The following is a 22,335-nucleotide window of genomic DNA, read 5'->3' on the forward strand; positions in this document are numbered from 1 at the left end:
AACTGCACAGTGGACGCGAGCATCTGTGGCCAAGTTTTTAAGGGCGCACGGTGGATGCCTTGGCACCAGGAACCGATGAAGGACGTGGGAGGCCACGATAGTCCCCGGGGAGTCGTCAACCAGGCTTTGATCCGGGGGTTTCCGAATGGGGAAACCCGGCAGTCGTCATGGGCTGTCACCCTTGCCTGAACACATAGGGCAAGTGGAGGGAACGCGGGGAAGTGAAACATCTCAGTACCCGCAGGAAGAGAAAACAACCGTGATTCCGGGAGTAGTGGCGAGCGAAACTGGATGAGGCCAAACCATATGCGTGTGAGACCCGGCAGGGGTTGCGTATGTGGGGTTGTGGGATTTCTCTTTCACGGTCTGCCGGCCGTGAGACGAGTCAGAAACCGTTGATGTAGGCGAAGGACATGCGAAAGGTCCGGCGTAGAGGGTAAGACCCCCGTAGTCGAAACGTCAACGGCTCGTTTGAGAAACACCCAAGTAGCACGGGGCCCGAGAAATCCCGTGTGAATCTGGCGGGACCACCCGCTAAGCCTAAATATTCCCTGGTGACCGATAGCGGATAGTACCGTGAGGGAATGGTGAAAAGTACCGCGGGAGCGGAGTGAAATAGTACCTGAAACCGTGTGCCTACAAGCCGTGGGAGCGTCGCGCATTGAGTTTACTCAGTGCGTCGTGACTGCGTGCCTTTTGAAGAATGAGCCTGCGAGTTTGCGGTGTGTTGCGAGGTTAACCCGTGTGGGGAAGCCGTAGCGAAAGCGAGTCCGAATAGGGCGATTTAGTAGCGCGCTCAAGACCCGAAGCGGAGTGATCTAGCCATGGGCAGGTTGAAGCGGCTGTAAGAGGTCGTGGAGGACCGAACCCACCAGGGTTGAAAACCTGGGGGATGACCTGTGGTTAGGGGTGAAAGGCCAATCAAACTCCGTGATAGCTGGTTCTCCCCGAAATGCATTTAGGTGCAGCGTCGTGTGTTTCTTGCCGGAGGTAGAGCACTGGATAGGCGATGGGCCCTACCGGGTTACTGACCTTAGCCAAACTCCGAATGCCGGTAAGTGAGAGCGCGGCAGTGAGACTGTGGGGGATAAGCTCCATGGTCGAGAGGGAAACAGCCCAGAGCATCGACTAAGGCCCCTAAGCGTACGCTAAGTGGGAAAGGATGTGGAGTCGCAGAGACAACCAGGAGGTTGGCTTAGAAGCAGCCACCCTTGAAAGAGTGCGTAATAGCTCACTGGTCTAGTGATTCCGCGCCGACAATGTAGCGGGGCTCAAGCGTACCGCCGAAGTCGTGTCATTGCAGCAATACGCCCAACGGCGGCTGTGATGGGTAGGGGAGCGTCGTGTGCCGGGTGAAGCCGCGCCGGAAGGCAGTGGTGGACGGTTCACGAGTGAGAATGCAGGCATGAGTAGCGATACACACGTGAGAAACGTGTGCGCCGATTGACTAAGGGTTCCTGGGTCAAGCTGATCTGCCCAGGGTAAGTCGGGACCTAAGGCGAGGCCGACAGGCGTAGTCGATGGATAACCGGTTGATATTCCGGTACCCGCTGTGAAGCGTCAAACATCGAACCAGGCGATGCTAAGTCCGTGAAGCCGCCCCGGAGCCTTCGGGCAAAGGGGAGTGGTGGAGCCGACGGACCAGACCTGTAGTAGGTGAGTGATGGGGTGACGCAGGAAGGTAGTCCATCCCGGGCGGTGGTTGTCCCGGGGTAAGGGTGTAGGACGTCAGGTAGGTAAATCCGCCTGGCACATAGTCTGAGACCTGATGCCGAGCCGATTGTGGTGAAGTGGATGATCCTATGCTGTCGAGAAAAGCCTCTAGCGAGTTTCATGGCGGCCCGTACCCTAAACCGACTCAGGTGGTCAGGTAGAGAATACCGAGGCGTTCGGGTGAACTATGGTTAAGGAACTCGGCAAAATGCCCCCGTAACTTCGGGAGAAGGGGGCCATCACCGGTGATGAGTCTTGCACTCTGAGCTGGGGGTGGCCGCAGAGACCAGCGAGAAGCGACTGTTTACTAAAAACACAGGTCCGTGCGAAGCCGTAAGGCGATGTATACGGACTGACGCCTGCCCGGTGCTGGAACGTTAAGGGGACCGGTTAGTCACTCTTCGGGGTGGCGAAGCTGAGAACTTAAGCGCCAGTAAACGGCGGTGGTAACTATAACCATCCTAAGGTAGCGAAATTCCTTGTCGGGTAAGTTCCGACCTGCACGAATGGCGTAACGACTTCTCGACTGTCTCAACCATAGGCCCGGTGAAATTGCACTACGAGTAAAGATGCTCGTTTCGCGCAGCAGGACGGAAAGACCCCGGGACCTTTACTACAGTTTGATATTGGTGTTCGGTTCGGCTTGTGTAGGATAGGTGGGAGACTGTGAAGTGCGGGCGCCAGCCCGTGTGGAGTCGTCGTTGAAATACCACTCTGGTCGTGCTGGATGTCTAACCTGGGTCCGTGATCCGGATCAGGGACAGTGTCTGATGGGTAGTTTAACTGGGGCGGTTGCCTCCTAAAGAGTAACGGAGGCGCCCAAAGGTTCCCTCAGCCTGGTTGGTAATCAGGTGTTGAGTGTAAGTGCACAAGGGAGCTTGACTGTGAGACCGACGGGTCGAGCAGGGACGAAAGTCGGGACTAGTGATCCGGCGGTGGCTTGTGGAAGCGCCGTCGCTCAACGGATAAAAGGTACCCCGGGGATAACAGGCTGATCTTCCCCAAGAGTCCATATCGACGGGATGGTTTGGCACCTCGATGTCGGCTCGTCGCATCCTGGGGCTGGAGTCGGTCCCAAGGGTTGGGCTGTTCGCCCATTAAAGCGGTACGCGAGCTGGGTTTAGAACGTCGTGAGACAGTTCGGTCCCTATCCGCTGTGCGCGTAGGAGTCTTGAGAAGGGCTGTCCCTAGTACGAGAGGACCGGGACGGACGAACCTCTGGTGTGCCAGTTGTCCTGCCAAGGGCATGGCTGGTTGGCTACGTTCGGGAGGGATAACCGCTGAAAGCATCTAAGCGGGAAGCCTGCTTCGAGATGAGGACTCCCACCCCCTTGAGGGGTTAAGGCTCCCAGTAGACGACTGGGTTGATAGGCCGGATCTGGAAGGCGGGTAACCGCTGGAGGTGACCGGTACTAATAGGCCGAGGGCTTGTCCTCAGTTGCTCGCGTCCACTGTGTTGGTTCTGAAACCACGAACAACCCCGTTGGCTGAACGGTGCCACTGGCAATGGTGCTGTTGCTGCCGTTGAGACCCGTTTATCAGGGTGTCTGAAAGGGTTTCGGTGGCCATAGCATGAGGGAAACGCCCGGTTACATTCCGAACCCGGAAGCTAAGCCTCATAGCGCCGATGGTACTGCAGGGGGGACCCTGTGGGAGAGTAGGTCGCCGCCGAACAATCTTTGGAGGACCTCTGGTTCCAGCGACTCGCTGGAACCAGAGGTCCTTTTTTGTTTTTCCGAAGCGCGCCGGGTACCCGGCTGCGCGAGAATGACTTGCGGTACCGATGACAGGAGTCACCCATGTCCACCAACTCTCCCGACGAGCGACCGGAGCGCGATCAGCGCCGCCAGGACAGTGGTGACCGCGGCGGCTACCGAGGAGGTCCGCGCCGGGACAACGACCGCCGGGACAACGACCGTGGCGGCTTCGGCCGGCGCGATGACCGTCGTGACGGTGACCGGGGTGGTGACCGCGGCGGCTTCCGTCGCGACGACAACCGCCGTGATGACAACCGTCGTGACGACAACCGCAGCGGCGGCGGATTCCGTGGCCGTGACGACCGGCGTGAGGGCGACCGGGGCAGCCGCCCGCCGTTCCGTCGCGACGATCGACCCACCGGCGGTCCGCGTCGTGACGACCGTGGCGGGTTCCGTCGGGAAGGGGACCGTCGGGAGGGGGACCGTCCGGCGTTCCGTCGTGATGACCGTCCCAGCAGTGGTCCGCGTCGTGATGACCGTCCCAGCAGTGGTCCCCGTCGTGATGACCGCCCCAGCGGCGGTCCGCGTCGGGACGACGACCGTGGTGGTTTCCGTCGGGACGACAACCGTGGTGGTGGCGGTGGTTTCCGGCGCGACGACCGCAATGACTTCCGCCGTGATGACCGCCGTGACGACCGTCGTGACAGCGGTGACCGTGGCGGGTTCCGGCGCGACGACCGGCGTGATGACCGTCGTGACAGCGGCGACCGCGGTGGCTTCCGCCGTGATGATCGCGGTGACTTCCGGCGTGACGATCGTCGGGGCGATGACCGTGGCGGGTTCCGTCGGGAGGGGGACCGTCCGGCGTTCCGTCGTGATGACCGTCCCAGCAGTGGTCCGCGTCGTGATGACCGTCCCAGCAGTGGTCCCCGTCGAGACGACGACCGTGGTGGTTTCCGTCGGGACGATCGTCGGGGCGATGACCGTGGCGGGTTCCGTCGGGAGGGGGACCGTCCGGCGTTCCGTCGTGATGACCGTCCCAGCAGTGGTCCGCGTCGTGATGACCGTCCCAGCAGTGGTCCCCGTCGAGACGACGACCGTGGTGGTTTCCGTCGGGACGATCGTCGTGATGACCGTCGTGACAGCGGCGACCGCGGTGGCTTCCGCCGGGACGACCGGCGTGACGACCGTCGTGACAGCGGTGACCGGGGTGGTTTCCGTCGGGACGACAACCGCGGTGGTGGCGGCGGTTTCCGGCGCGACGACCGCAATGACTTCCGCCGTGATGACCGGCGTGACGACCGCCGTGACGACCGGCGCGAGGGCGAGCGTCCGGCCTTCCGTCGCGACGACCGGCGTGACGACCGTCGGGACGACCGCCGTGGTGGTGGCGGCTTCCGCGCCCGTGACGAGCGGGGGCGTGACGACCGCGGACGCGGTGGCCCCCGTCGTGACGACCGGGGTGGCCGTCCCGGTGGCTTCCGCGGCCGTGACGACCGTGGAGGCGACGACCGGCGCGGTGGCGGCTTCCGTGGCCGTGACGAGCGCGACCGGGACCGTGAGCCGATCAAGCGGCTGCCGATCCCCGATGACGTCACGGGTGAGGAGATCGACGCGGACGTACGGCAGGAGCTCCTGAGCCTGCCGAAGGGGCTCGCGGAGGACGTCTCCAGGAACCTGGTGATGGTCGCCCGGCTCATCGACGAGGACCCCGAGGGCGCGTACGCGTACTCGAAAATCGCCCTGCGGCTGGCGTCGCGTGTGGCCGCCGTACGCGAGGCGGCCGGGTTCGCCGCATACGCGAACCAGAAGTACAGCGAGGCGCTCGCCGAGTTCCGGGCGGCGCGCCGTATGACCGGGAACGTGGATCTGTGGCCCGTCATGGCGGACTGCGAGCGCGGCCTGGGCAGGCCCGAGAAGGCGCTGGACATGGCGGGTGCGCCCGAGGTGCACAAGCTGGACAAGGCCGGGCAGGTCGAGATGCGGCTCGTGGCGGCCGGCGCCCGGCGCGACATGGGGCAGCTCGACGCCGCCATCGTGACGCTTCAGAGCCCGGAGCTCGCCTCGAACTCCGTACAGCCCTGGACGGCCCGACTGCGCTACGCCTACGCCGACGCGCTGCTGGCCGCCGGTCGTGAGAACGAGGCGCGCGAGTGGTTCGCGAAGGCCGTCGAGTCCGACAAGGACGGCAGCACGGACGCCTCCGACCGGCTCGCCGAGCTGGACGGCGTCGAGTTCGTCGACGCGCTCGTCGAGGACGAGGACGAGATCGAGACCGCGGCGGACGCGCAGGCCGACACCGAGGTCGAGATCGAGGACGACGGTGAGGACGACGTCGTCGAGGCCGAGGCGACCAAGCCGGTCGTCGAGGACGACGACGAGGACGAAGACGACGAGGAGGATGCTCCGCGGGACTGAGGGTGCTCCTCGGTGCTGACGTAGGGCGGTTGTCGTAGGACAAAGGCGGCGGGATTCCGGAAGGGATCCCGCCGCCTTTGGTGTTTCAGCCCCTGTTTCTGCCTGTGGAGTCTCAGAGGGGCAGCGCCCGCAGCACCAGCCCGGACGCCGGCTTAGGGCCGAACGACGTGGACTTGCGGGGCATCGTGACGCCCTGGCGGGCGAGGTCGCGTACGACCTCCTCGCGGACCGGGTGCATCAGGACGGCCGTACCGCCGTCGCGCTCCGCCTTTTCCACCGTGGCGGCCGTGTCGTGGATGTACGCGATGTGGGCGGGCGAGTCCTCGGGGATGCCCCAGACGTGGGCCAGGAGCGTGGCGTGCAGGACGGTCGCGTCGAGGGTGCGCCAGGCCTCGGGGCGGTCGGCGGGGACCGTACGGGCGAGGAGGTCCGGGGACGGGCGGTCGACCAGGTGGAACGAGCCGTCGCCCGCGAGGAGGAAGGCGTTGCCCTCGGCGGCGGCCACGGCCAGGGCCTCCAGGGCTTCCGGGAGCGGAACGTCGAGGTGACGTACGCGGAACGAGTCCGAGAGGGCGGTCAGCGCCTGAGCGACCGGCAGGCCGTGCAGCAGGCGGTGGATCGCGCGGACCCGGAGGGGGTAGCGCGCGGTGTCCACCAGGAGTACCAGGCCGTAGTCCCAGGGGCTGGGGGAGGGGTGTTCGGTGCGTAGCCGCAGGTAGGTCGCCCAGCGGTGGTGGCCGTCCGCGATGAGGGCCTGGTGCCGGCCGAGATCCGCCTGGATCTCGGCCAGATCGGCCGGGTCGGTGATCGCCCACAGGCGGTGGTTGAAACCGTCCTCCGTGGTCGTCGAGAGCAGCGGCTCGCCTTCCGCGGTGCGCTCGATGACGGCGGCCGTGCCGACCCGGGAGCCGTTGCCGCGGTAGGTCAGCAGGAGCGGTTCGAGGTTGGCGGAGGTGGCGCGCATCAGGGCCGCGCGGTCCGCGATGATGTGCGGCATGACGTCCTCGTGCGGAAGGACGACGCCGGCGGACGGCTCCGACAGGCGCAGGGCGCCGATGATGCCGCGTTGCAGCAGGCCGTCGTCGTGCTGCTCGTAGACGTATAGGCCCGGCACGGGGTCGGCGGCCAGGACGCCCTCGGAGACCCAGCCCTGCAGGGTGTCCGCCGCCTGGCGGTTGCGGGCGGTCGGGGTCGTGTCCTGGGGGAGGATCAGCCGCACGATGTTGTGCGGGTCGGCGGACTCGAGGTGGAGCAGACCGTCCGGCCGGACGATGACGTCGTACGGCGGGGATGTCACGGCGGCGAGGCTGCCGACCCGGTCGGGGTCGTAGCGCAGGCCTCGGAACGGGGTCAGTTCGAGGCCGCTGCGCGCCGGGGTTTCCTCCGCGGGACCTGCATAGTTCATTGAGGCATCGTAAGTGTGCCAGCGCTGTGGGGGATGATCGGGGGAAAGAGATCGAACGAGGAGCGATGCGTAATGAGCCAGACCGTCAGGACGCGGCCCGAGGCCAGTGGGCAGGCCCTGAGCGAGGCCTACGACACGGCTCTGCTCGACCTGGACGGCGTGGTGTACGCGGGCGGGAACGCGATCGCGTATGCCGTGGAGTCACTGGGCACCGCCCGCTCGGGAGGGATGCACCTCGCGTATGTCACGAACAATGCGCTGCGTACGCCCGAAACGGTGGCGGAGCATCTGAGTGAGCTGGGTATACCGACGGGCGCCGACGATGTCATCACCTCGGCTCAGGCCGTGGCACGGGTGATCAGTGAGCAGGTGCCCGCCGGTGCGCGCGTGCTGGTCATCGGCGGCGAGGGACTGCGGGTCGCGCTGCGCGAGCGAGGGCTCGAGCCGGTCGAGTCGGCGGACGACGACCCGGCGGCGGTCGTCCAGGGGTTCGGCGGCGCCGACCTGCCCTGGGGGCGCTTCGCGGAGGCGTCCTACGCCGTCGCGCGCGGGGTGCCGTGGTTCGCGTCCAACACCGACCTGACGATCCCCAGTGCGCGCGGGATCGCGCCCGGGAACGGGGCCGCGGTGGAGGTCGTGCGCATCGCCACGGGCGCCGAGCCGCAGGTGGCGGGCAAGCCGCTGCCCCCGATGCACCGCGAGACGATCCTGCGGACGGGGGCGAAGCGGCCGCTGGTGGTCGGCGACCGGCTGGACACGGACATCGAGGGCGCGTTCAACGGTGAGGTGGACTCGCTGCTCGTGCTCACCGGGGTGACGGACGGCGCGCAGCTCCTGGCCGCGCCGCCGCAGCACCGGCCGACGTATGTGGACGGCGATCTACGGGGGCTGCTCACGGGGCAGCCGGAGGTCGTGGAGGAGGGCGACGCGTTTCGCTGCGGCGGGTGGACGGCGCAGGCGGGGAGTGAGCGTCTGGAGCTGGCGGGCGACGGCGAGGCGCTCGACGGGCTGCGGGCGCTGTGCGCGGCGGCGTGGACGGCCGCGGGCGAGGGGACGTGCGAGCTGGACGCGGGGAAGGCGCTGGCGAGGCTGGGGCTCTGACGGCCGAGGGAGGCTCAGGGGCTCCTTGGTGGTGGTGAGTAGTCACCGGGGATCGAAGCGTGAGTGAGGGTAGGCTAACCTAACCACGTGTTGGTCGACAGTCCCCCCGAACAGCGCGCGGAGACCGCCGCCGCGCCCCCGAGCCGTCAGGCGATTCGCGCCGTTGGGCTCCTCGCGTCCCTGGCCCTTCTGGCGCTCGTCGCGTTGGCGAGCATCGCGATCGGTGCGAAAGCGCTGCCGCTGGACCAGGTCTGGCACGGCCTGTTCCACGGCACGGGGACGTACTCCGACGTCGTGGTCGACGACCGGATCTCGCGTACCGTCCTCGGACTGCTCGTCGGCGCCGCGCTCGGACTGTCGGGCGCCGTCCTGCAGGCGCTCACCCGCAATCCGCTGGCCGACCCCGGACTGCTCGGCATCAACGCGGGTGCGTCCGCCGCGGTCGTCACCGCCATCACCTACTTCGGTGTCACGAGCCTGAGCGGCTATGTGTGGTTCGCCTTCTTCGGCGCGGCCGCGGTCGGGGCGCTGGTCTGGTTCCTGGGCGGCAGCCGCGGCGCTACCCCGGTGCGGCTCGCGCTCGCCGGCACGGCGATCAGCGCCGCGCTCTACGGCTATCTGCAGGCCGTGATGATCATGGACGACGCGGCGCTCGGCAAGATGCGCTTCTGGACGGTCGGTTCGCTGGCCTCGGCCACCGACTCCACCATCAAGCAGGTGCTGCCCTTTCTCGTGGTCGGCACGGTTGTCGCGCTGGCGCTCGCCCGGCCCCTGAACGCCATGGCCATGGGCGACGACACCGCCCGCGCACTCGGCGCCAACCTGAACCGCACCCGGGCGCTGTCCATGGCCGCCGCCACTGTGCTGTGTGGCGCCGCGACCGCCGCCTGCGGGCCCATCGTCTTCGTCGGGCTCATGGTCCCGCACGTGGTCCGCTCCTTCACCGGGCCCGACCTGCGCTGGATCCTGCCGTACGCGACGGTGCTGTCGCCCGTGCTGCTCCTAGGCGCCGATGTCGTGGGGCGGATGGTCGTGCGGCCCGCGGAGCTGCAGGTCGGCATCGTCACCGCGGTCCTCGGCGGGCCGGTCTTCATCTCTCTCGTACGACGGCGGAGGACGGCGCAGCTGTGACGAACACACGTACCCGAGCCGTGCGGACGCGCGGCGGTCTCTCGGTCCGGCTGGACGTCCGGGCGTTCACCGTCGTCGGGCTGCTGCTGGTGGCCGCGCTCGCCGCGAGCGTGGTGCTGATCGGCACCGGCGACTTCCCGATCCCGGCCGTCGACGTCCTCAAGACGCTCGTCGGCAACGGGAACGCGGGACAGGAGTTCATCGTCAACGACCTGCGGCTGCCACGGGTACTCGTCGGCCTGCTGGTCGGGGCCTCGCTGGGGCTCGGCGGGGCTCTCTTCCAGTCCATCTCCCGCAATCCGCTGGGCAGCCCGGACGTCCTCGGCGTCGGCCAGGGATCGACGGCCGGGGCGCTCATCATGATCGTGCTGTTCTCGGGCAGTGCGAACCAGGTCGCGCTGGGAGCGCTCGTCGGCGGTCTGGTGACCGGGCTCGCCATCTATCTGCTCGCCTGGAAGCGGGGCGTGCACGGATACCGACTGGTCCTGGTCGGTATCGGAGTCTCCGCGATCGTCACGGCGGTCAACGGCTATCTGCTCACCAAGGCGGACATCGTCGACGCGGCCCGCGCGGTCGTCTGGATGACCGGCTCCCTCAATGGCCGCGACTGGGCGCAGGTCTGGCCGCTGCTCGTCCTGTGCGCCGTCCTCGTCCCGCTCGTCCTCGGCAACGCGCGCGGGCTGCGCATGATGGAGATGGGCGACGACGTGTCGTACGCCCTCGGAGTGGGCGTCGAGCGCGTACGGCTGCTGCTGATGCTGGCCGCGGTGCTGCTCACCGCAGGTGCCACCGCCGCCGCGGGCCCGGTCGGCTTCGTGGCGCTGACCGCGCCGCAGCTCGCCCGGCGGCTGACCCGCTCACCGGGGCCGAACCTGGTGCCGTCGATGTGCATGGGCGCGACCCTGCTGATCGTCGCGGACTGGGCCTCGCAGCGGGCCTTCGGAGCCGATCAGCTGCCCGTCGGCGTCGTGACGGGGGTCCTGGGCGGGCTCTATCTGCTGTGGCTGCTGGTCACCGAGCGCAGGGCGGGCCGGATATGAGCGCCGCGGCGAACAAGAACGCTCAGGCGACCAAGAACACTCAAAGGAGCACTGTGAACCGCCTGTCCGCCGACAACGTCACCCTCGGCTACGACCAGCGTGTCATCGCGGAGAAACTGTCGGTGGAGATCCCCGACAACTCCTTCACCGTGATCGTCGGCCCGAACGCGTGCGGCAAGTCCACGCTGCTGCGTGCCCTGTCGCGGATGCTCAAGCCGTCCGTGGGGCGGGTGCTGCTCGACGGGCAGGTCATCCAGTCGATGCCCGCGAAGAAGGTGGCCAGGACGCTCGGGCTGCTGCCGCAGTCGTCGATCGCGCCGGACGGCATCACGGTCGGCGACCTGGTCGGCCGGGGCCGCTATCCGCACCAGGGCCTGCTGCGCCAGTGGTCGACGGAGGACGAACGGGTCGTACAGGAGTCGATGGCCTCCACCGGCGTCGCCGAACTCGCCGATCGCTATGTCGACGAACTGTCCGGCGGCCAGCGCCAGCGCGTGTGGATCGCGATGGCCCTCGCCCAGCAGACCCCGCTGCTGCTGCTCGACGAGCCGACGACCTACCTCGACATCCAGCACCAGATCGACGTGCTCGACCTGTGCGCCGAGCTCCACGAGGAGCAGGGGCGCACCCTGGTCGCGGTCCTGCACGACCTCAATCACGCGGCCCGGTACGCCACCCACCTCATCGCCCTGCGTGAGGGCCGGGTCATCGCCGTGGGCGCACCGAACGACATCGTCACGGCCGAACTGGTCGAGGAGGTCTTCGGGCTGCGCTGCCAGGTCATCGACGACCCGGAGACCGGGACGCCGCTGGTGGTGCCGGCGGCGCGGAAGGCCCGCGTGCGGGTGGCCGCCGGAGCCGCCGGTGCCGGAGCCGCTACAGAAGCTTCCTGAGGCGGAACAGGTCGAGCAGGGCCGCCTCCAGCCGCACCCGGCCCGAGCCCCAGGCCTTGGCGAAGTTCAGCTCCCCGTCGACCATGGCGACCAGGTCGTCGCCAGACATGGCGAGTCTGATCTGGGCCTTCTCCTGGGGCGGCCCCTGGAGGGTGTCGAGCACGTGGATCCGGCCGTCCGTGAGACGACCGACGAAGGTGACGTCGAGGTCGGTGATACGGCAGCTGAGCGAGCGGTCCAGGGCCGCCGCCTCGCGTACCTTCCCGTCGGCGCCCACCATGTTGTCCGAGAGCTTGTCGAGTGCGCTGCGGCACTCCTCAATCGTGGCCATCGCGGTCGACGGTACCGCAGCGCTTCGGGGTAGCGTCGGGGCATGAACGAGTCAGTGCCGCAGGCCGGGACTCCGCAGGGCGTGATGCCGGAGCCGGAGGTTCCGATCGAGGTCGAACCCGAACTCGAGTACGACCCCGCCGCCCCGGCCCCACTGGACGTGGACCGCACGCCCACCGGGAACGCCGAGGTCGACGCCCAGCTCGACCGGCTGGGCGACGCCGACCACCTCGCCACGGACGGACATGTCGAGGTGTACGAGGATGTACACAGGGGGCTGCGCGACGCGCTGACCGCGCTCGACGCCCGCCCGGGACCTCCGGCTCCCACCCGTCACCCGACCACCGCCCCTCAATGAGACCCTTCGGGTCACCCCTATCAATGACCGCACGACCGCAGGAGCTGAACCCAACGTGGCAGGAGTGGCACGCCGCCGCCTCGACGCCGAGCTGGTCCGCCGGAAGCTCGCCCGCTCGCGCGAGCACGCCAGCCAGCTGATCGCCGCCGGCCGGGTGAGCGTCGGCAAGACCCTCGCGACCAAACCCGCCACCCAGGTGGAGACCGCGGCCGCGATCGTGGTCACGCAGGACGACAGCGAGCCCGACTACGTCTCGCGCGGCGGGCACAAGCTCGCGGGCGCCCTGGCCGCCTTCGTGCCCCAGGGGCTGAAGGTCGGGGGACGGCGGGCGCTGGACGCCGGAGCGTCCACCGGAGGCTTCACCGACGTACTGCTGCGCGCGGGTGCCTCCCACGTCGTCGCCGTCGACGTCGGCTACGGTCAACTCGCCTGGTCTCTGCAGAGCGATGAACGCGTCACCGTCAAGGACCGTACGAACGTACGCGAGTTGACGTTGGAGGCGATCGATGGGGAGCCCGTGGATCTTGTTGTCGGGGATCTGTCCTTCATCCCGCTCGGCTTGGTGCTGCCCGCCCTCGTGCGGTGCGCGGCGCCCGACGCCGATCTGGTGATGATGGTCAAGCCGCAGTTCGAGGTGGGGAAGGAGCGGCTGGGGAGTGGTGGAGTCGTACGCAGTCCGGAACTGCGCGCCGAGGCGGTGCGCGGAGTGGCCCGACGGGCCGCGGAACTGGGGCTCGGGGTGAAGGGCGTGACCGCGAGTCCGCTGCCCGGACCCTCGGGCAATGTCGAGTACTTTCTGTGGCTGCGTGCCGGGGCACCCGAACTCGACCCGGCCGACGTTGACCGTGCAGTGGCGGAGGGGCCGCGTTGACAGAGACCCGAGCTCGTACTGTTTTCCTGCTCGCCCACACCGGGCGGCCGGCCGCGATCCGCAGCGCCGAACTCGTGGTCCAGGGGCTGCTGCGCTCCGGGATCGGGGTGCGCGTGCTGGAGGCGGAGGCGGCCGATCTGCCCCTGCCGCCCGAGGTGGAGCTGGTGAGGGAAGCCACTCCGCAGTGCCTCGACGGATGCGAACTGCTGATCGTGCTCGGCGGTGACGGCACGCTGCTGCGCGGCGCCGAGTTCGCCCGCGCCTCCGGCGTGCCGATGCTCGGCGTCAACCTCGGCAGCGTCGGCTTCCTCGCGGAGGCCGAGCGGGACGACCTCGACAAGGTGGTCGACCGGGTGGTGACCAAGGCGTACGAGGTCGAGGAACGCATGACCGTCGACGTCGTCGTGCACCAGAACGGCGACATCGTGCACACCGACTGGGCGCTCAACGAGGCCGCCGTGCAGAAGGTCTCCGCCGAGAAGCTCCTCGAGGTCATCCTCGAGATCGACGGGCGGCCGGTCACCGGCTTCGGCTGCGACGGCATCGTCTGCGCGACCCCGACCGGGTCCACGGCGTACGCCTTCTCCGCCGGCGGACCGGTCGTCTGGCCCGAGGTCGAGGCGCTGCTCATGGTGCCGATCAGCGCGCACGCGCTGTTCGCCAAGCCGATGGTGACCTCGCCGAACTCGGTGCTCGCGGTGGAGGTGCTGCCGCACATTCCGCCGGGGGTGCTGTGGTGCGACGGGCGGCGGACGGTGGAGCTGCCGCCGGGGGCCCGGGTGGAGGTACGGCGGGGAGCCGTGCCGGTGCGGCTCGCCCGGCTGCACCACGCCTCGTTCACCGACCGGCTGGTGGCCAAGTTCGCGCTGCCGGTTTCCGGCTGGCGCGGGGCGCCGCAGTAGAACACGGCCGGCGCCCCGGGTACCGCCCGGGGCGCCTGGCCACCCCCGCGTCGGCGGGGAGCAGCGCATCCGCAACCCGTCCAAGACGGACACGACCGGATCACCCCCGCGTCGGCGGGGAGCCATCAGGGCAACGAGGCTTCGGCAGGAAAGGTAACGCCCGGTTCTCGTTGTGGGGGGCGGCGTCGCACGGGGCCGGGAAAACCTCGTATGGTCAGGGACGTGTTGGAGGAGATGCGGATACGGTCGCTCGGAGTCATCGACGACGCGGTCGTCGAGCTGTCGCCAGGCTTCACCGCCGTGACGGGTGAGACCGGTGCGGGCAAGACGATGGTGGTCACCAGCCTCGGGCTGCTGCTCGGCGGGCGCGCGGACCCCGCCCTCGTACGGATCGGCGCCAAGAACGCCGTCGTGGAGGGCCGGGTCACCGTACCCACGGGCGGCACGGCGATCGTACGGGCCGAGGAGGCGGGCGCCGAGCTCGACGACGGCGCGCTGCTGATCAGCCGTACCGTTTCGGCCGAGGGGCGTTCCCGGGCGCACCTGGGCGGGCGTTCCGTGCCCGTGGGAGTGCTCGCCGAGCTCGCCGACGAGTTGGTGGCCGTGCACGGGCAGACCGACCAGCAGGGGCTGCTCAAGCTGTCCCGGCAGCGGCAGGCGCTCGACCGGTACGCCGGGGACGCGGTCGCCGTGCCGCTCGCCAAGTACGCGGGGGCCTACCGGCGGCTGCGGGCCATCTCGGCCGAGCTGGACGAGATCACCACACGCGCGCGTGAGCGGGCCCAGGAAGCCGACCTGCTGCGCTTCGGACTCGACGAGATCGCGGCGGTCGAGCCGCGCGCGGGCGAGGACGTGGAACTTTCGGCGGAGGCGGAGCGGCTCGGGCACGCGGAAGCGCTCGCGTCCGCCGCCACGGCCGCCCACGCCGCCCTCGCGGGCAATCCCGAGGATCCCGAGGGCATCGACGCGGCGACGCTCGTCGCGGGCGCGCACCGGGCCCTGGAGGCCGTACGGTCGCACGACTCCGCGCTCGCCGGGCTGTCCGGGCGGATCGGGGAGGTCAACATCCTGCTGCGCGACGTGGCGGGGGAGCTGGCCGGATACGCCGACGACCTCGACGCCGATCCGCTGCGGCTCGCGGCGGTGGAGGAGCGCCGGGCCGCGCTCACCCAGCTGACCCGGAAGTACGGCGAGGACATCGACGCCGTACTCGCGTGGGCCGAGCAGGGTGCCGCGCGGCTCCTCGAACTCGACGGCGACGACGAGCGGATCGATGAGCTGACCGGTGAGCGGGACGCGCTGCGGGCCGAACTGGGCGGGCTTGCGCAGGCGCTGACGGACGCCCGGACGGAGGCCGCCGAACGGTTCGCGGCCGCCGTGACCGCGGAGCTGGCCTCGCTCGCCATGCCGCACGCGCGCGTGTCGTTCGAGATCCGGCAGACCGACGACCCCGAGGGTGTGGAGCTCGGCGGGCGTACCGTCGCGTACGGGCCCGCGGGCGTGGACGAGGTCGAACTGCTGCTCGCCCCGCACCCCGGGGCGCCGCCGCGGCCCATCGCCAAGGGAGCCTCCGGTGGTGAGCTCTCGCGCGTGATGCTCGCCGTGGAGGTCGTGTTCGCGGGGACCGACCCTGTGCCGACGTATCTCTTCGACGAGGTCGACGCCGGTGTGGGCGGCAAGGCCGCGGTCGAGATCGGGCGGCGGTTGGCCAAGCTGGCCAAGAGCGCGCAGGTCGTCGTGGTGACTCACCTGCCGCAGGTCGCCGCGTTCGCCGACCGGCAGTTGCTGGTCGAGAAGACCAATGACGGTTCCGTGACGCGGTCCGGGGTGAAGGTGCTCGAGGGCGAGGAGCGGATTCGGGAGCTGTCCCGGATGCTGGCGGGCCAGGAGGACTCGGAGACGGCCCGGGCGCATGCGGAGGAACTGTTGGCCACGGCTCGGGGCGACCGGTAGTTCCGTATGAGGGCCCTTGGAGTCGTCGCATGATCACCAGCTTCGCTACCGCCATCGCCGTCACCCGCGCCGGCATGGCAGGCCTGCGCGCCAAGGCCCCCGGCGGCCCGGAGCGCTGGCAGCGCACGAACTACGTCGGGCGCGCCGTGGAGTTGTACGCCGGCCCCGCCACCGCCCTCGGAGCGGCGCTCGCGGCCGCGCGCGTCCACCGCGGCGCCGGAGCCGCGGTCCTGGCCGCCGGGGTGTGCGGCGCGTACGACGACGTGGTCGGGGCGGGTGACCCGCGCCGTGGGTTCAGGGCGCATCTGGGGGCGCTCAGGGACGGCGAGGTGACCAGCGGGGCGGTCAAGCTGTTCGGGATCTCGGCCGCGGGGCTGGTGGCGGGGGCGCTGCTCAAGGAGCGGCCCCTGGACAAGCTGCTCGCGGGGGTCGTGATCGCCGGGAGCGCGCACTTCGTCAACCTCGTGGACGTCCGGCCGGGCAGGGCCGCCGGTGCGGTGCTCGTGCTGGGGGCGCCCGGGGTGCTGCGGGGAGGGCCCGCCGGGCGGCTGTCGGCCGCGGCGGCGGGTGCGGCGGCGGCCGTGTTCCCCGACGACCTCGGCGGGCGCGCGATGATCGGAGACACCGGGGCCCACGCGCTCGGCGCCGCGCTGGGCAGCGCGATCGTCGCGGGCAACGGACGGGCCGGACTGCTCGCCCACGCCGCGGCGCTGGTGGCCGCGACGGTGTACGGGGACAAGGTCAGCGAGGCGGCGGCGCGACCGCTGGGGTGAGGCGGGCGACCGGTCGCGAAGACACGCGAATTCTCACTCGTGTGGGTGACAGGTGTCGTCGAGTTGGGCGGTGCGCCGCGAAGCTTGCTCCGATGGCGGTCCCGGAACACCCGTACGGCCTGGCATCCTTGGCGTAGTACGCGGAGCACGACGTGCGGTACATCCCCCTCTGCCTTTCCCTCTGTACGTTCTCCGTGCCCGTCCGACGCCGAACCAGGAGCCCCGGCCACGTGAGCCACGTGAGCAGCCACTCACCGCACGGTCAGTCGCCGCTGCGCACCGTGCAGGTGCTCGGCGGCAAAAGCGCGGGCAGCAGCGCGCATGTGCGGTCCCTGGCCTCGGGTCTTGTCGCCCGGGGTGTGCGGGTCACCGTGTGCGCCCCCGCCGAGACCGATGTCGCGTACGGGTTCAGTGGCGTGGGCGCTCAGCACGTTCCCGTGCCGCGCAGCAGCGATCCGGCCTCCGTGGCCGCGCTGCGGGCGGCCTGCGCGGACGCCGATCTCGTGCACGCGCACGGGTTGCACGCCGCGCTGCGGGCCGTGCTCGCGCTCAGCGGGCGGCACACACCGCTCGTCGTCACCTGGCACACGCGTTCGCACGCGGAGGGGGCGCGGGCGCATCTGCTGCGGCTGCTGGAGCGGCGGGTCGCCCGGGCCGCGGCCGTGGTGCTGGGTTCCTCGTCCGATCTCGTGGACCGCGCCCGCAGGCGCGGGGCGCGGGACGCCCGGCTCGCGGCCGTCGCGTCCCCGACGCCGCGCAAGGCCGTCGAGTACGGGGACCTCGACCGGCTCCGCCACAAGGCGCAGGCCGAACTCGGCGCCACCGACCGCCCGTTGCTCATGGCCGTCGGCTCTCTGGAACGGCACCGCGGGTACGACACGCTGCTGGACGCCTCGCGTGCGTGGCGCTCGCTCGACCCCGTGCCGCTCCTGGTGATCGCCGGTGAGGGGCCGTTGCGGCCGGTCCTCCAGCGGCGGATCGAGGACGAGGAGCTGCCGGTGCGGCTCGTCGGGCGGCGGGACGACGTCTCCGAGCTGCTTCTGGCCTCCGATCTCGCGGTGCTGCCGAGTGGTTGGGAGTCCCGTTCCGTGCTCGCCCAGGAGGCCCTGCACGCGCGTGTGCCGCTCGTCGCGACCGCTGTCGGCGGCATCCCCGAACTGGTCGGCGACGCGGCCGAACTCGTCCCGTGCGCGGACGCCGACGCGCTCGCCGGGGCCGTCGTACGGCTGCTCGAGGACGACGAGCGCCGGGAGTTGCTCAAGGAGCGCGGGGTACGGCAGGCCACGACCTGGCCGACCGAGGACGAGACCGTGGCCCAAGTGCTCAGCGTCTACGACGAGTTGACTCAGGCCAGGCCCCTGATCTAGGGCGGTCCGCCTGGTGGCTCAGGGGACGTGACGTCGTGCTCGCAGCGCCAGGCTCAACGCCAGTACCGTCTGCGGCTCGTCGAGGTCGGTGCCCAGCAACTCGCCGATCCGGGCGAGGCGGTTGTAGAGGGTCTGCCGGTTGAGGTGCAGCTCTCGAGCCGTCTCCGCCTTGCGGCCCGCGTGCGCCAAGTACGTCTCCAGGGTGGGCAGCAGCGGTGGCTTGGAGCGGAGGTCGTGGTCGCGGAGGGGGCCGATGGCACGGTCCACGAAGGCCGCCAGGTCCGGATGGTCGCGCAGACGCCACAGGAGCAGGTCGGTGTCGAGGCGGCGGGCGTCGTACCAGGGGCGGTCCGTCAGGCCCTGCGCGGCCGTCGCCGTCTCCGCCGCGTGCCGCAGCCCCGCCGAGGCCGCCGCCCAGCCGCCCGCGACCCCGACCACCACCACGGGCGGCTGCGCCCCGGGCCGCTGCATGCCCGCGCGTTCCACACCCGCTCTGAGGGCCGCCGCGACCCGGTCCGCGACCGCCGCGCGCTCGGACTCCGATCGCAGGCCCAGCAACAGGGGGACGCGGCCCTCGACCGGGCGTACGCCCAGGAGGACCGGTACTCCCACCGAGGCCAGCTCCTCCGCGACCGCGCGCGCCAGGACGGCCCAGCCGCCGCCGGGGGAGGGGCCGTCGGCGAGCCGCATCACGACCGGCAGGAGTGGGCTGTTGCCGGGCTTGAAGCCGAGCACGCGGGCCTGTGCGGGGGCGTCCTCGGCGGCGATACGGCCCTCCGCGAGGTCGGTCAGGAAGTCACCGCGTCCGCGCGCGGCCAGCTCCTCCTCCTGGCGGGCCTGCATGAGGACGACGGCCAGGATGCCCGCGGCCCGTTCCGCCGCGATCCGGTGCACGGGGGCGACCGGGGCGCTGACGGGGAGCAGGACCAGCCGGGCGCGTACCGAACCGGTGCCGGGGCCGCCGCCCGGCACGTCCACGAGGGTCGTCCCGGCGGGCGGTTCCTCCTTGTGCTGGCCGCGCATCCCCTCCCACACCTGGAGCGGATCGGCGCCCGAGGAGCCGGCGCCCGCGGCGTACAGGAGCTGGCCGTCCGCGGTCTCCAGGAAGACGGGGTTGCCGCTGAAGTCCGCGAGGATGGCGAGGACCTGGGGTATGCCCCCGCCACCGAGGAGGGCCTCGGTACAGCGCCGGTGCACTTCCTCGGCCTGCTGCAGCAGCGCGTAGTGGCCGTTGACGATCTCGGTGTGGATCTCCTCCGTGACCGCCACGAAGGGCACCTCGCGGTGCAGCTGGACCAGCGGGAGACCGGCGGAGCGGGCCGTCTCCACGAGGGCCGAGGGCAGCCGGGTGAAGCGCGGGCCGAGTTCCACGACGAGCGCCGCGATACCGCGCTCCGCGAGGGTGCGCACGAACGCGCGCTGGTCGGCGGGGCGGGTGCCGAGGCCGTAGCCCGTGGTCAGGAGCAGTTCGCCGCCCTTGAGGAGCGAGGCGATGTTCGGGACCTCGCCCGCGTGCACCCAGCGCACGGTGCGGCCCAGCCGGTCGGCGCCCGCGAGGATCTCCGGCAGCCCGCCGCGCAGCCCGGGCAGCTCCAGCGCCCGCTGCACGGTGATTCCGGCGCCCTGGGTGTCGTATCGGCTGTCCAAACGGCTGTCCATGCAGCGGACGCTACCCGGGGAGGCCTCCCGGAGGCATGTCCGAAGCCTGGGCCGTTCGCTACAGGGGCGGGATGTTGTGGTTGAAGCGGAAGACGTTGTCCGGGTCGTGGACGGCCTTCACCGCGGCCAGTCGTCGGATGTTCGCGGCGCCGAGGCCGGCCACCACGCGCTCCGCGCCCTCGTCGCCGATGAGGTTGAGGCAGACCGCGCCGCTGCTCCACGGCCGGAATGCGGCGCGCACGTCCTCGACCCACTGGACGCAGCGCTCGTCGTCGACCGGGTCCTCCCACATCCCGAAGGGGTGCACGGTCCACCGGGCGTCCCGGAACGGCACGGGGTACCGGTCCGGGCCGGAGGCGATCGCGCCGCCCTGCGGGAACAGCAGGTGGCGGGTGGCCGTGGGGACGGGCATGGCGTTCCCCAGCTCGCAGAAGACGTCCACGGCCTCGTCGGGCAGGCCGGTCAGGGACTCGGCGGACCAGTGGTTCCTCAGGCCCGGCGGGCTGTCCAGCACGCGGTGGAGTTCGGGGTGCGGGAGAGCGGTGAGGATCTCGGCCTCGTGGGGCAGCGCCCGCAGCGGCTGGGCGAGCTCGCGGAGGTCCCGCTCGGGGCCCGTGTACGTCAGGAGCGCGTCGACCAGCTGTTCGCGGATGACGCCGCCGCCGGCCTCGGGAGGGGCGGCCTCCATGATCTCGCGGTACGTGCGTACTACGTCCGGGCCGGCCTCCGGGCGGTACGTCAGCAGGGCGATCGAGAACTCCGGCAGCGGGTGCAGTCTCAGGGTCAGTGCGGTGGCGACGCCGAAGTTTCCGCCGCCGCCGTGCAGGGCCCAGAAGAGTTCCGGGTTCTCGTGGTCGGTGGCCTGGACCCGCGAGCCGTCGGACGTGACCAGCTCGACGCCGAGCAGGTTGTCGACGGCGAGACCGAAGGCGCGGTCGAGCCAGCCGGTACCGCCGCCGAGGACGAAGCCGGCGACGCCGGTGGTCGGGTCCCGGGCGCCGGTGGTGGCCAGGCCGTGGGGCCGGGTGGCGTGATCGAGGTGGCTCATGAGGGCGCCGCCCTCGACCCGTACCGTCTGGGAGCCGGGGTGGACGGTCACCGTGTGCATCCGGCGCAGGTCGATGACCAGGCCGTTGTCGTTGAGCGACATTCCGGCCACGCTGTGGCCGCCGGCTCGGACCGCGATGTGGAGGTCCAGGTCCCGGGCGAAGCGGACGCAATGGACTACGTCCGCCTTGGTCTCGCACTGGGCGATCACCGCGGGGTGGCGGTCGATCAGGCTGTTGAAGACCTTGCGGGCGTTGTCGTAGCCGGGGTCTTCTGGCCTGAAAGCGTCGCCGGTCAGGTCCGTGCGTAGGGCGGCGAGGCGGGTGTAGGCCTTTGAGAAGGGGGACATCGCAGGTGCCCCCTTTTCAGGAGGGGACGGGACTGCTTTTCAGCCTACGGGCTTGTGTGAGGCTGCGGGCGGGTGGGGGCTGGTCGCGCCCACGCGGCGGAGCCGCACAATGCCACAGCCCCGCGCCCCTAAAAGCAGCGGCCCGCGCCCCTTGAAGAGAGCATCGGCCCGTGTCCCTGACGAAGGCAGCGGCCCCGCTCCGAAAGGGGATGAAAGCGGCGGCCCTAGCTTCCGAAAAGGCGGCCCTAGCTGTTCTGTCCACGGAGGTTGGTGACAGTGATCACGGTTGGGTGATCTTGAACGAGTGAGGGCCTTCCGGGTTCGGTGTGGATTGCGACGTCTACACACGAACGACAAGAAGGCCCTCATGCCCCACCGTAATGCACCCCTGACCGAGACCGGCCGCCTGCGTCTGGCCCGCTGCGTCGTCGAGGACCGATGGCCGCTCCGCCGGGCCGCGGAACGGTTTCAGGTATCGGTCACCACCGCTGCCCGCTGGGCGGGGCGTTACCGCCTGCTCGGCGAGGCGGGCATGGCCGACCGTTCCTCCCGCCCGCACCACAGCCCGCGCCGGACCCCGACACGCACCGAGCGCAGGGTCATCAAGGTCCGCGTCCTGCGCCGCTGGGGGCCGGCTCGTATCGCCTACCTCCTCGGGCTGAACCCGGCCACCGTCCACCGCATCCTGACCCGCTACCGCCTGTCCCGCCTCTCCCACCTCGACCGCGCCACAGGCCGGGTCATCCGCCGCTACGAACACCCGGCACCCGGCGACCTGGTCCACGTCGACATCAAGAAACTCGGCAACATCCCTGACGGCGGCGGCCACAAGGTCCTCGGCCGTCAGGCAGGCCGCAGGAACCGCGCCAACGCCGGCGTGAGCTACCTGCACAACGCTGTCGACGACCATTCCCGCCTGGCCTACAGCGAGATACTCACCGACGAGAAGAAGGAGACCGCCACCGCGTTCTGGCAGCGGGCCCACGCCTACTTCGCCTCCTGCGGGATCACCGTGCGGCGCGTCCTGACCGACAACGGCTCCTGCTACAAGTCGTTCCTCTGGCGCGACGCGCTCGCCGCAGCCGGGATCACCCACAAGCGAACCCGGCCCTACCGGCCCCAGACGAACGGCAAGGTGGAGCGCTTCAACCGCACCCTGCTCGACGAATGGGCCTACGCGACGCCCTACCGAACCGAGAGCGAACGACGCGACGCCTACCCGCACTGGCTGCACACCTACAATCACCACCGCGGACACACCGCGCTCAAGGGCCAGCCACCCGCCAGCCGCGTCCCCAACCTCACGGGTCAATACACCTAGCTCCCGA

Annotated in this window: 16 protein-coding genes and 2 rRNA genes; 14 read left to right on the forward strand and 4 right to left on the reverse strand. The window is 70.0% G+C overall.

The annotated features are described in order from the left end of the window. Window positions 1-27: 27 nt before the first annotated feature. The 3 genes from OG819_RS25495 to OG819_RS25510 all read left to right on the forward strand — a co-directional run bounded on the left by OG819_RS25495 (window position 28) and on the right by OG819_RS25510 (window position 5,828). Window positions 28-3,149: ribosomal RNA gene (locus OG819_RS25495) — 23S ribosomal RNA — on the forward strand. Between the two features lie 121 nt (window positions 3,150-3,270). Beyond that, a 5S ribosomal RNA gene (gene rrf / locus OG819_RS25500) occupies window positions 3,271-3,387 on the forward strand. 1,598 nt (window positions 3,388-4,985) lie between these two features. Further along, the gene (locus OG819_RS25510) at window positions 4,986-5,828 is read left to right on the forward strand and encodes a tetratricopeptide repeat protein (RefSeq protein WP_266634208.1); all 843 of its coding nucleotides are present in this window, start codon (window positions 4,986-4,988) and stop codon (window positions 5,826-5,828) included. 112 nt (window positions 5,829-5,940) lie between these two features. Here the strand turns inward: OG819_RS25510 and OG819_RS25515 are convergent, their stop codons facing one another. After that, on the reverse strand, window positions 5,941-7,233 hold the full coding sequence (locus OG819_RS25515; protein ID WP_266651244.1) for a DUF1015 domain-containing protein: 1,293 nt from the start codon (window positions 7,231-7,233) through the stop codon (window positions 5,941-5,943). A 72-nt stretch (window positions 7,234-7,305) separates the two neighbouring features. Here OG819_RS25515 and OG819_RS25520 point away from each other — a divergent pair, with 72 nt between their 5' ends. The 4 genes from OG819_RS25520 (at window position 7,306) to OG819_RS25535 (ending at window position 11,398) form a co-directional block, all read left to right on the forward strand. Continuing rightward, entirely contained in the window at window positions 7,306-8,334 is a 1,029-nt protein-coding gene (locus OG819_RS25520; RefSeq protein ID WP_266651245.1) for an HAD hydrolase-like protein, read from the forward strand. 87 nt (window positions 8,335-8,421) lie between these two features. Further along, window positions 8,422-9,465, forward strand: a complete 1,044-nt coding sequence (locus OG819_RS25525; protein WP_266651246.1) for an iron chelate uptake ABC transporter family permease subunit — start codon at window positions 8,422-8,424, stop codon at window positions 9,463-9,465. Then, a complete protein-coding gene (locus tag OG819_RS25530; protein ID WP_266651247.1) occupies window positions 9,462-10,505 on the forward strand; it encodes an iron chelate uptake ABC transporter family permease subunit in 1,044 nt (347 codons plus the stop codon). The genes OG819_RS25525 and OG819_RS25530 overlap by 4 nt, the downstream gene beginning before the upstream one ends. Then, window positions 10,502-11,398 carry an ABC transporter ATP-binding protein gene (locus OG819_RS25535; RefSeq protein ID WP_266623614.1) on the forward strand — a complete coding sequence of 299 codons (897 nt, stop codon included), beginning with the start codon at window positions 10,502-10,504 and terminating at the stop codon, window positions 11,396-11,398. The genes OG819_RS25530 and OG819_RS25535 overlap by 4 nt, the downstream gene beginning before the upstream one ends. Here the strand turns inward: OG819_RS25535 and OG819_RS25540 are convergent. Continuing rightward, window positions 11,382-11,729 (reverse strand): SCP2 sterol-binding domain-containing protein, encoded by a 348-nt coding sequence (locus OG819_RS25540; protein ID WP_266581568.1) that lies wholly within the window; start codon window positions 11,727-11,729, stop codon window positions 11,382-11,384. The genes OG819_RS25535 and OG819_RS25540 overlap by 17 nt on opposite strands. A gap of 42 nt (window positions 11,730-11,771) precedes the next feature. On the opposite strand from OG819_RS25540, the gene OG819_RS25545 reads away from it, so the two are divergent. From OG819_RS25545 to OG819_RS25570, 6 genes are all read left to right on the forward strand, one after another. After that, window positions 11,772-12,086, forward strand: coding sequence for a hypothetical protein (locus tag OG819_RS25545; protein ID WP_266651248.1), 315 nt, complete (start codon window positions 11,772-11,774; stop codon window positions 12,084-12,086). A 55-nt stretch (window positions 12,087-12,141) separates the two neighbouring features. Continuing rightward, window positions 12,142-12,957, forward strand: a complete 816-nt coding sequence (locus tag OG819_RS25550; protein WP_266651249.1) for a TlyA family RNA methyltransferase — start codon at window positions 12,142-12,144, stop codon at window positions 12,955-12,957. Further along, window positions 12,954-13,859, forward strand: coding sequence for an NAD kinase (locus tag OG819_RS25555; protein WP_266415618.1), 906 nt, complete (start codon window positions 12,954-12,956; stop codon window positions 13,857-13,859). The genes OG819_RS25550 and OG819_RS25555 overlap by 4 nt, the downstream gene beginning before the upstream one ends. 210 nt (window positions 13,860-14,069) lie before the next feature. Further along, the gene (recN, locus tag OG819_RS25560) at window positions 14,070-15,812 is read left to right on the forward strand and encodes a DNA repair protein RecN (RefSeq protein WP_266651250.1); all 1,743 of its coding nucleotides are present in this window, start codon (window positions 14,070-14,072) and stop codon (window positions 15,810-15,812) included. Between the two features lie 29 nt (window positions 15,813-15,841). Beyond that, entirely contained in the window at window positions 15,842-16,585 is a 744-nt protein-coding gene (locus OG819_RS25565; RefSeq protein ID WP_266651251.1) for a hypothetical protein, read from the forward strand. Between the two features lie 230 nt (window positions 16,586-16,815). Next, complete coding sequence (locus OG819_RS25570; RefSeq protein ID WP_266651252.1) at window positions 16,816-17,952, forward strand: glycosyltransferase family 4 protein; 1,137 nt, start codon at window positions 16,816-16,818, stop codon at window positions 17,950-17,952. An 18-nt stretch (window positions 17,953-17,970) separates the two neighbouring features. Here OG819_RS25570 and OG819_RS25575 read toward each other — a convergent pair whose 3' ends face one another. Beyond that, complete coding sequence (locus OG819_RS25575) at window positions 17,971-19,611, reverse strand: PucR family transcriptional regulator (RefSeq protein ID WP_266623604.1); 1,641 nt, start codon at window positions 19,609-19,611, stop codon at window positions 17,971-17,973. A 58-nt stretch (window positions 19,612-19,669) separates the two neighbouring features. Next, the gene (locus OG819_RS25580) at window positions 19,670-21,007 is read right to left on the reverse strand and encodes an FAD-binding oxidoreductase (protein WP_266651253.1); all 1,338 of its coding nucleotides are present in this window, start codon (window positions 21,005-21,007) and stop codon (window positions 19,670-19,672) included. Window positions 21,008-21,374: 367 nt separating this feature from the next. Between OG819_RS25580 and OG819_RS25585 the strand changes: the two genes are divergently transcribed. Continuing rightward, window positions 21,375-22,328 (forward strand): IS481 family transposase, encoded by a 954-nt coding sequence (locus tag OG819_RS25585; protein ID WP_266651254.1) that lies wholly within the window; start codon window positions 21,375-21,377, stop codon window positions 22,326-22,328. Window positions 22,329-22,335: the final 7 nt, after the last annotated feature.

This window comes from Streptomyces sp. NBC_01549, assembly GCF_026339955.1.
GTDB lineage: Bacteria > Actinomycetota > Actinomycetes > Streptomycetales > Streptomycetaceae > Streptomyces.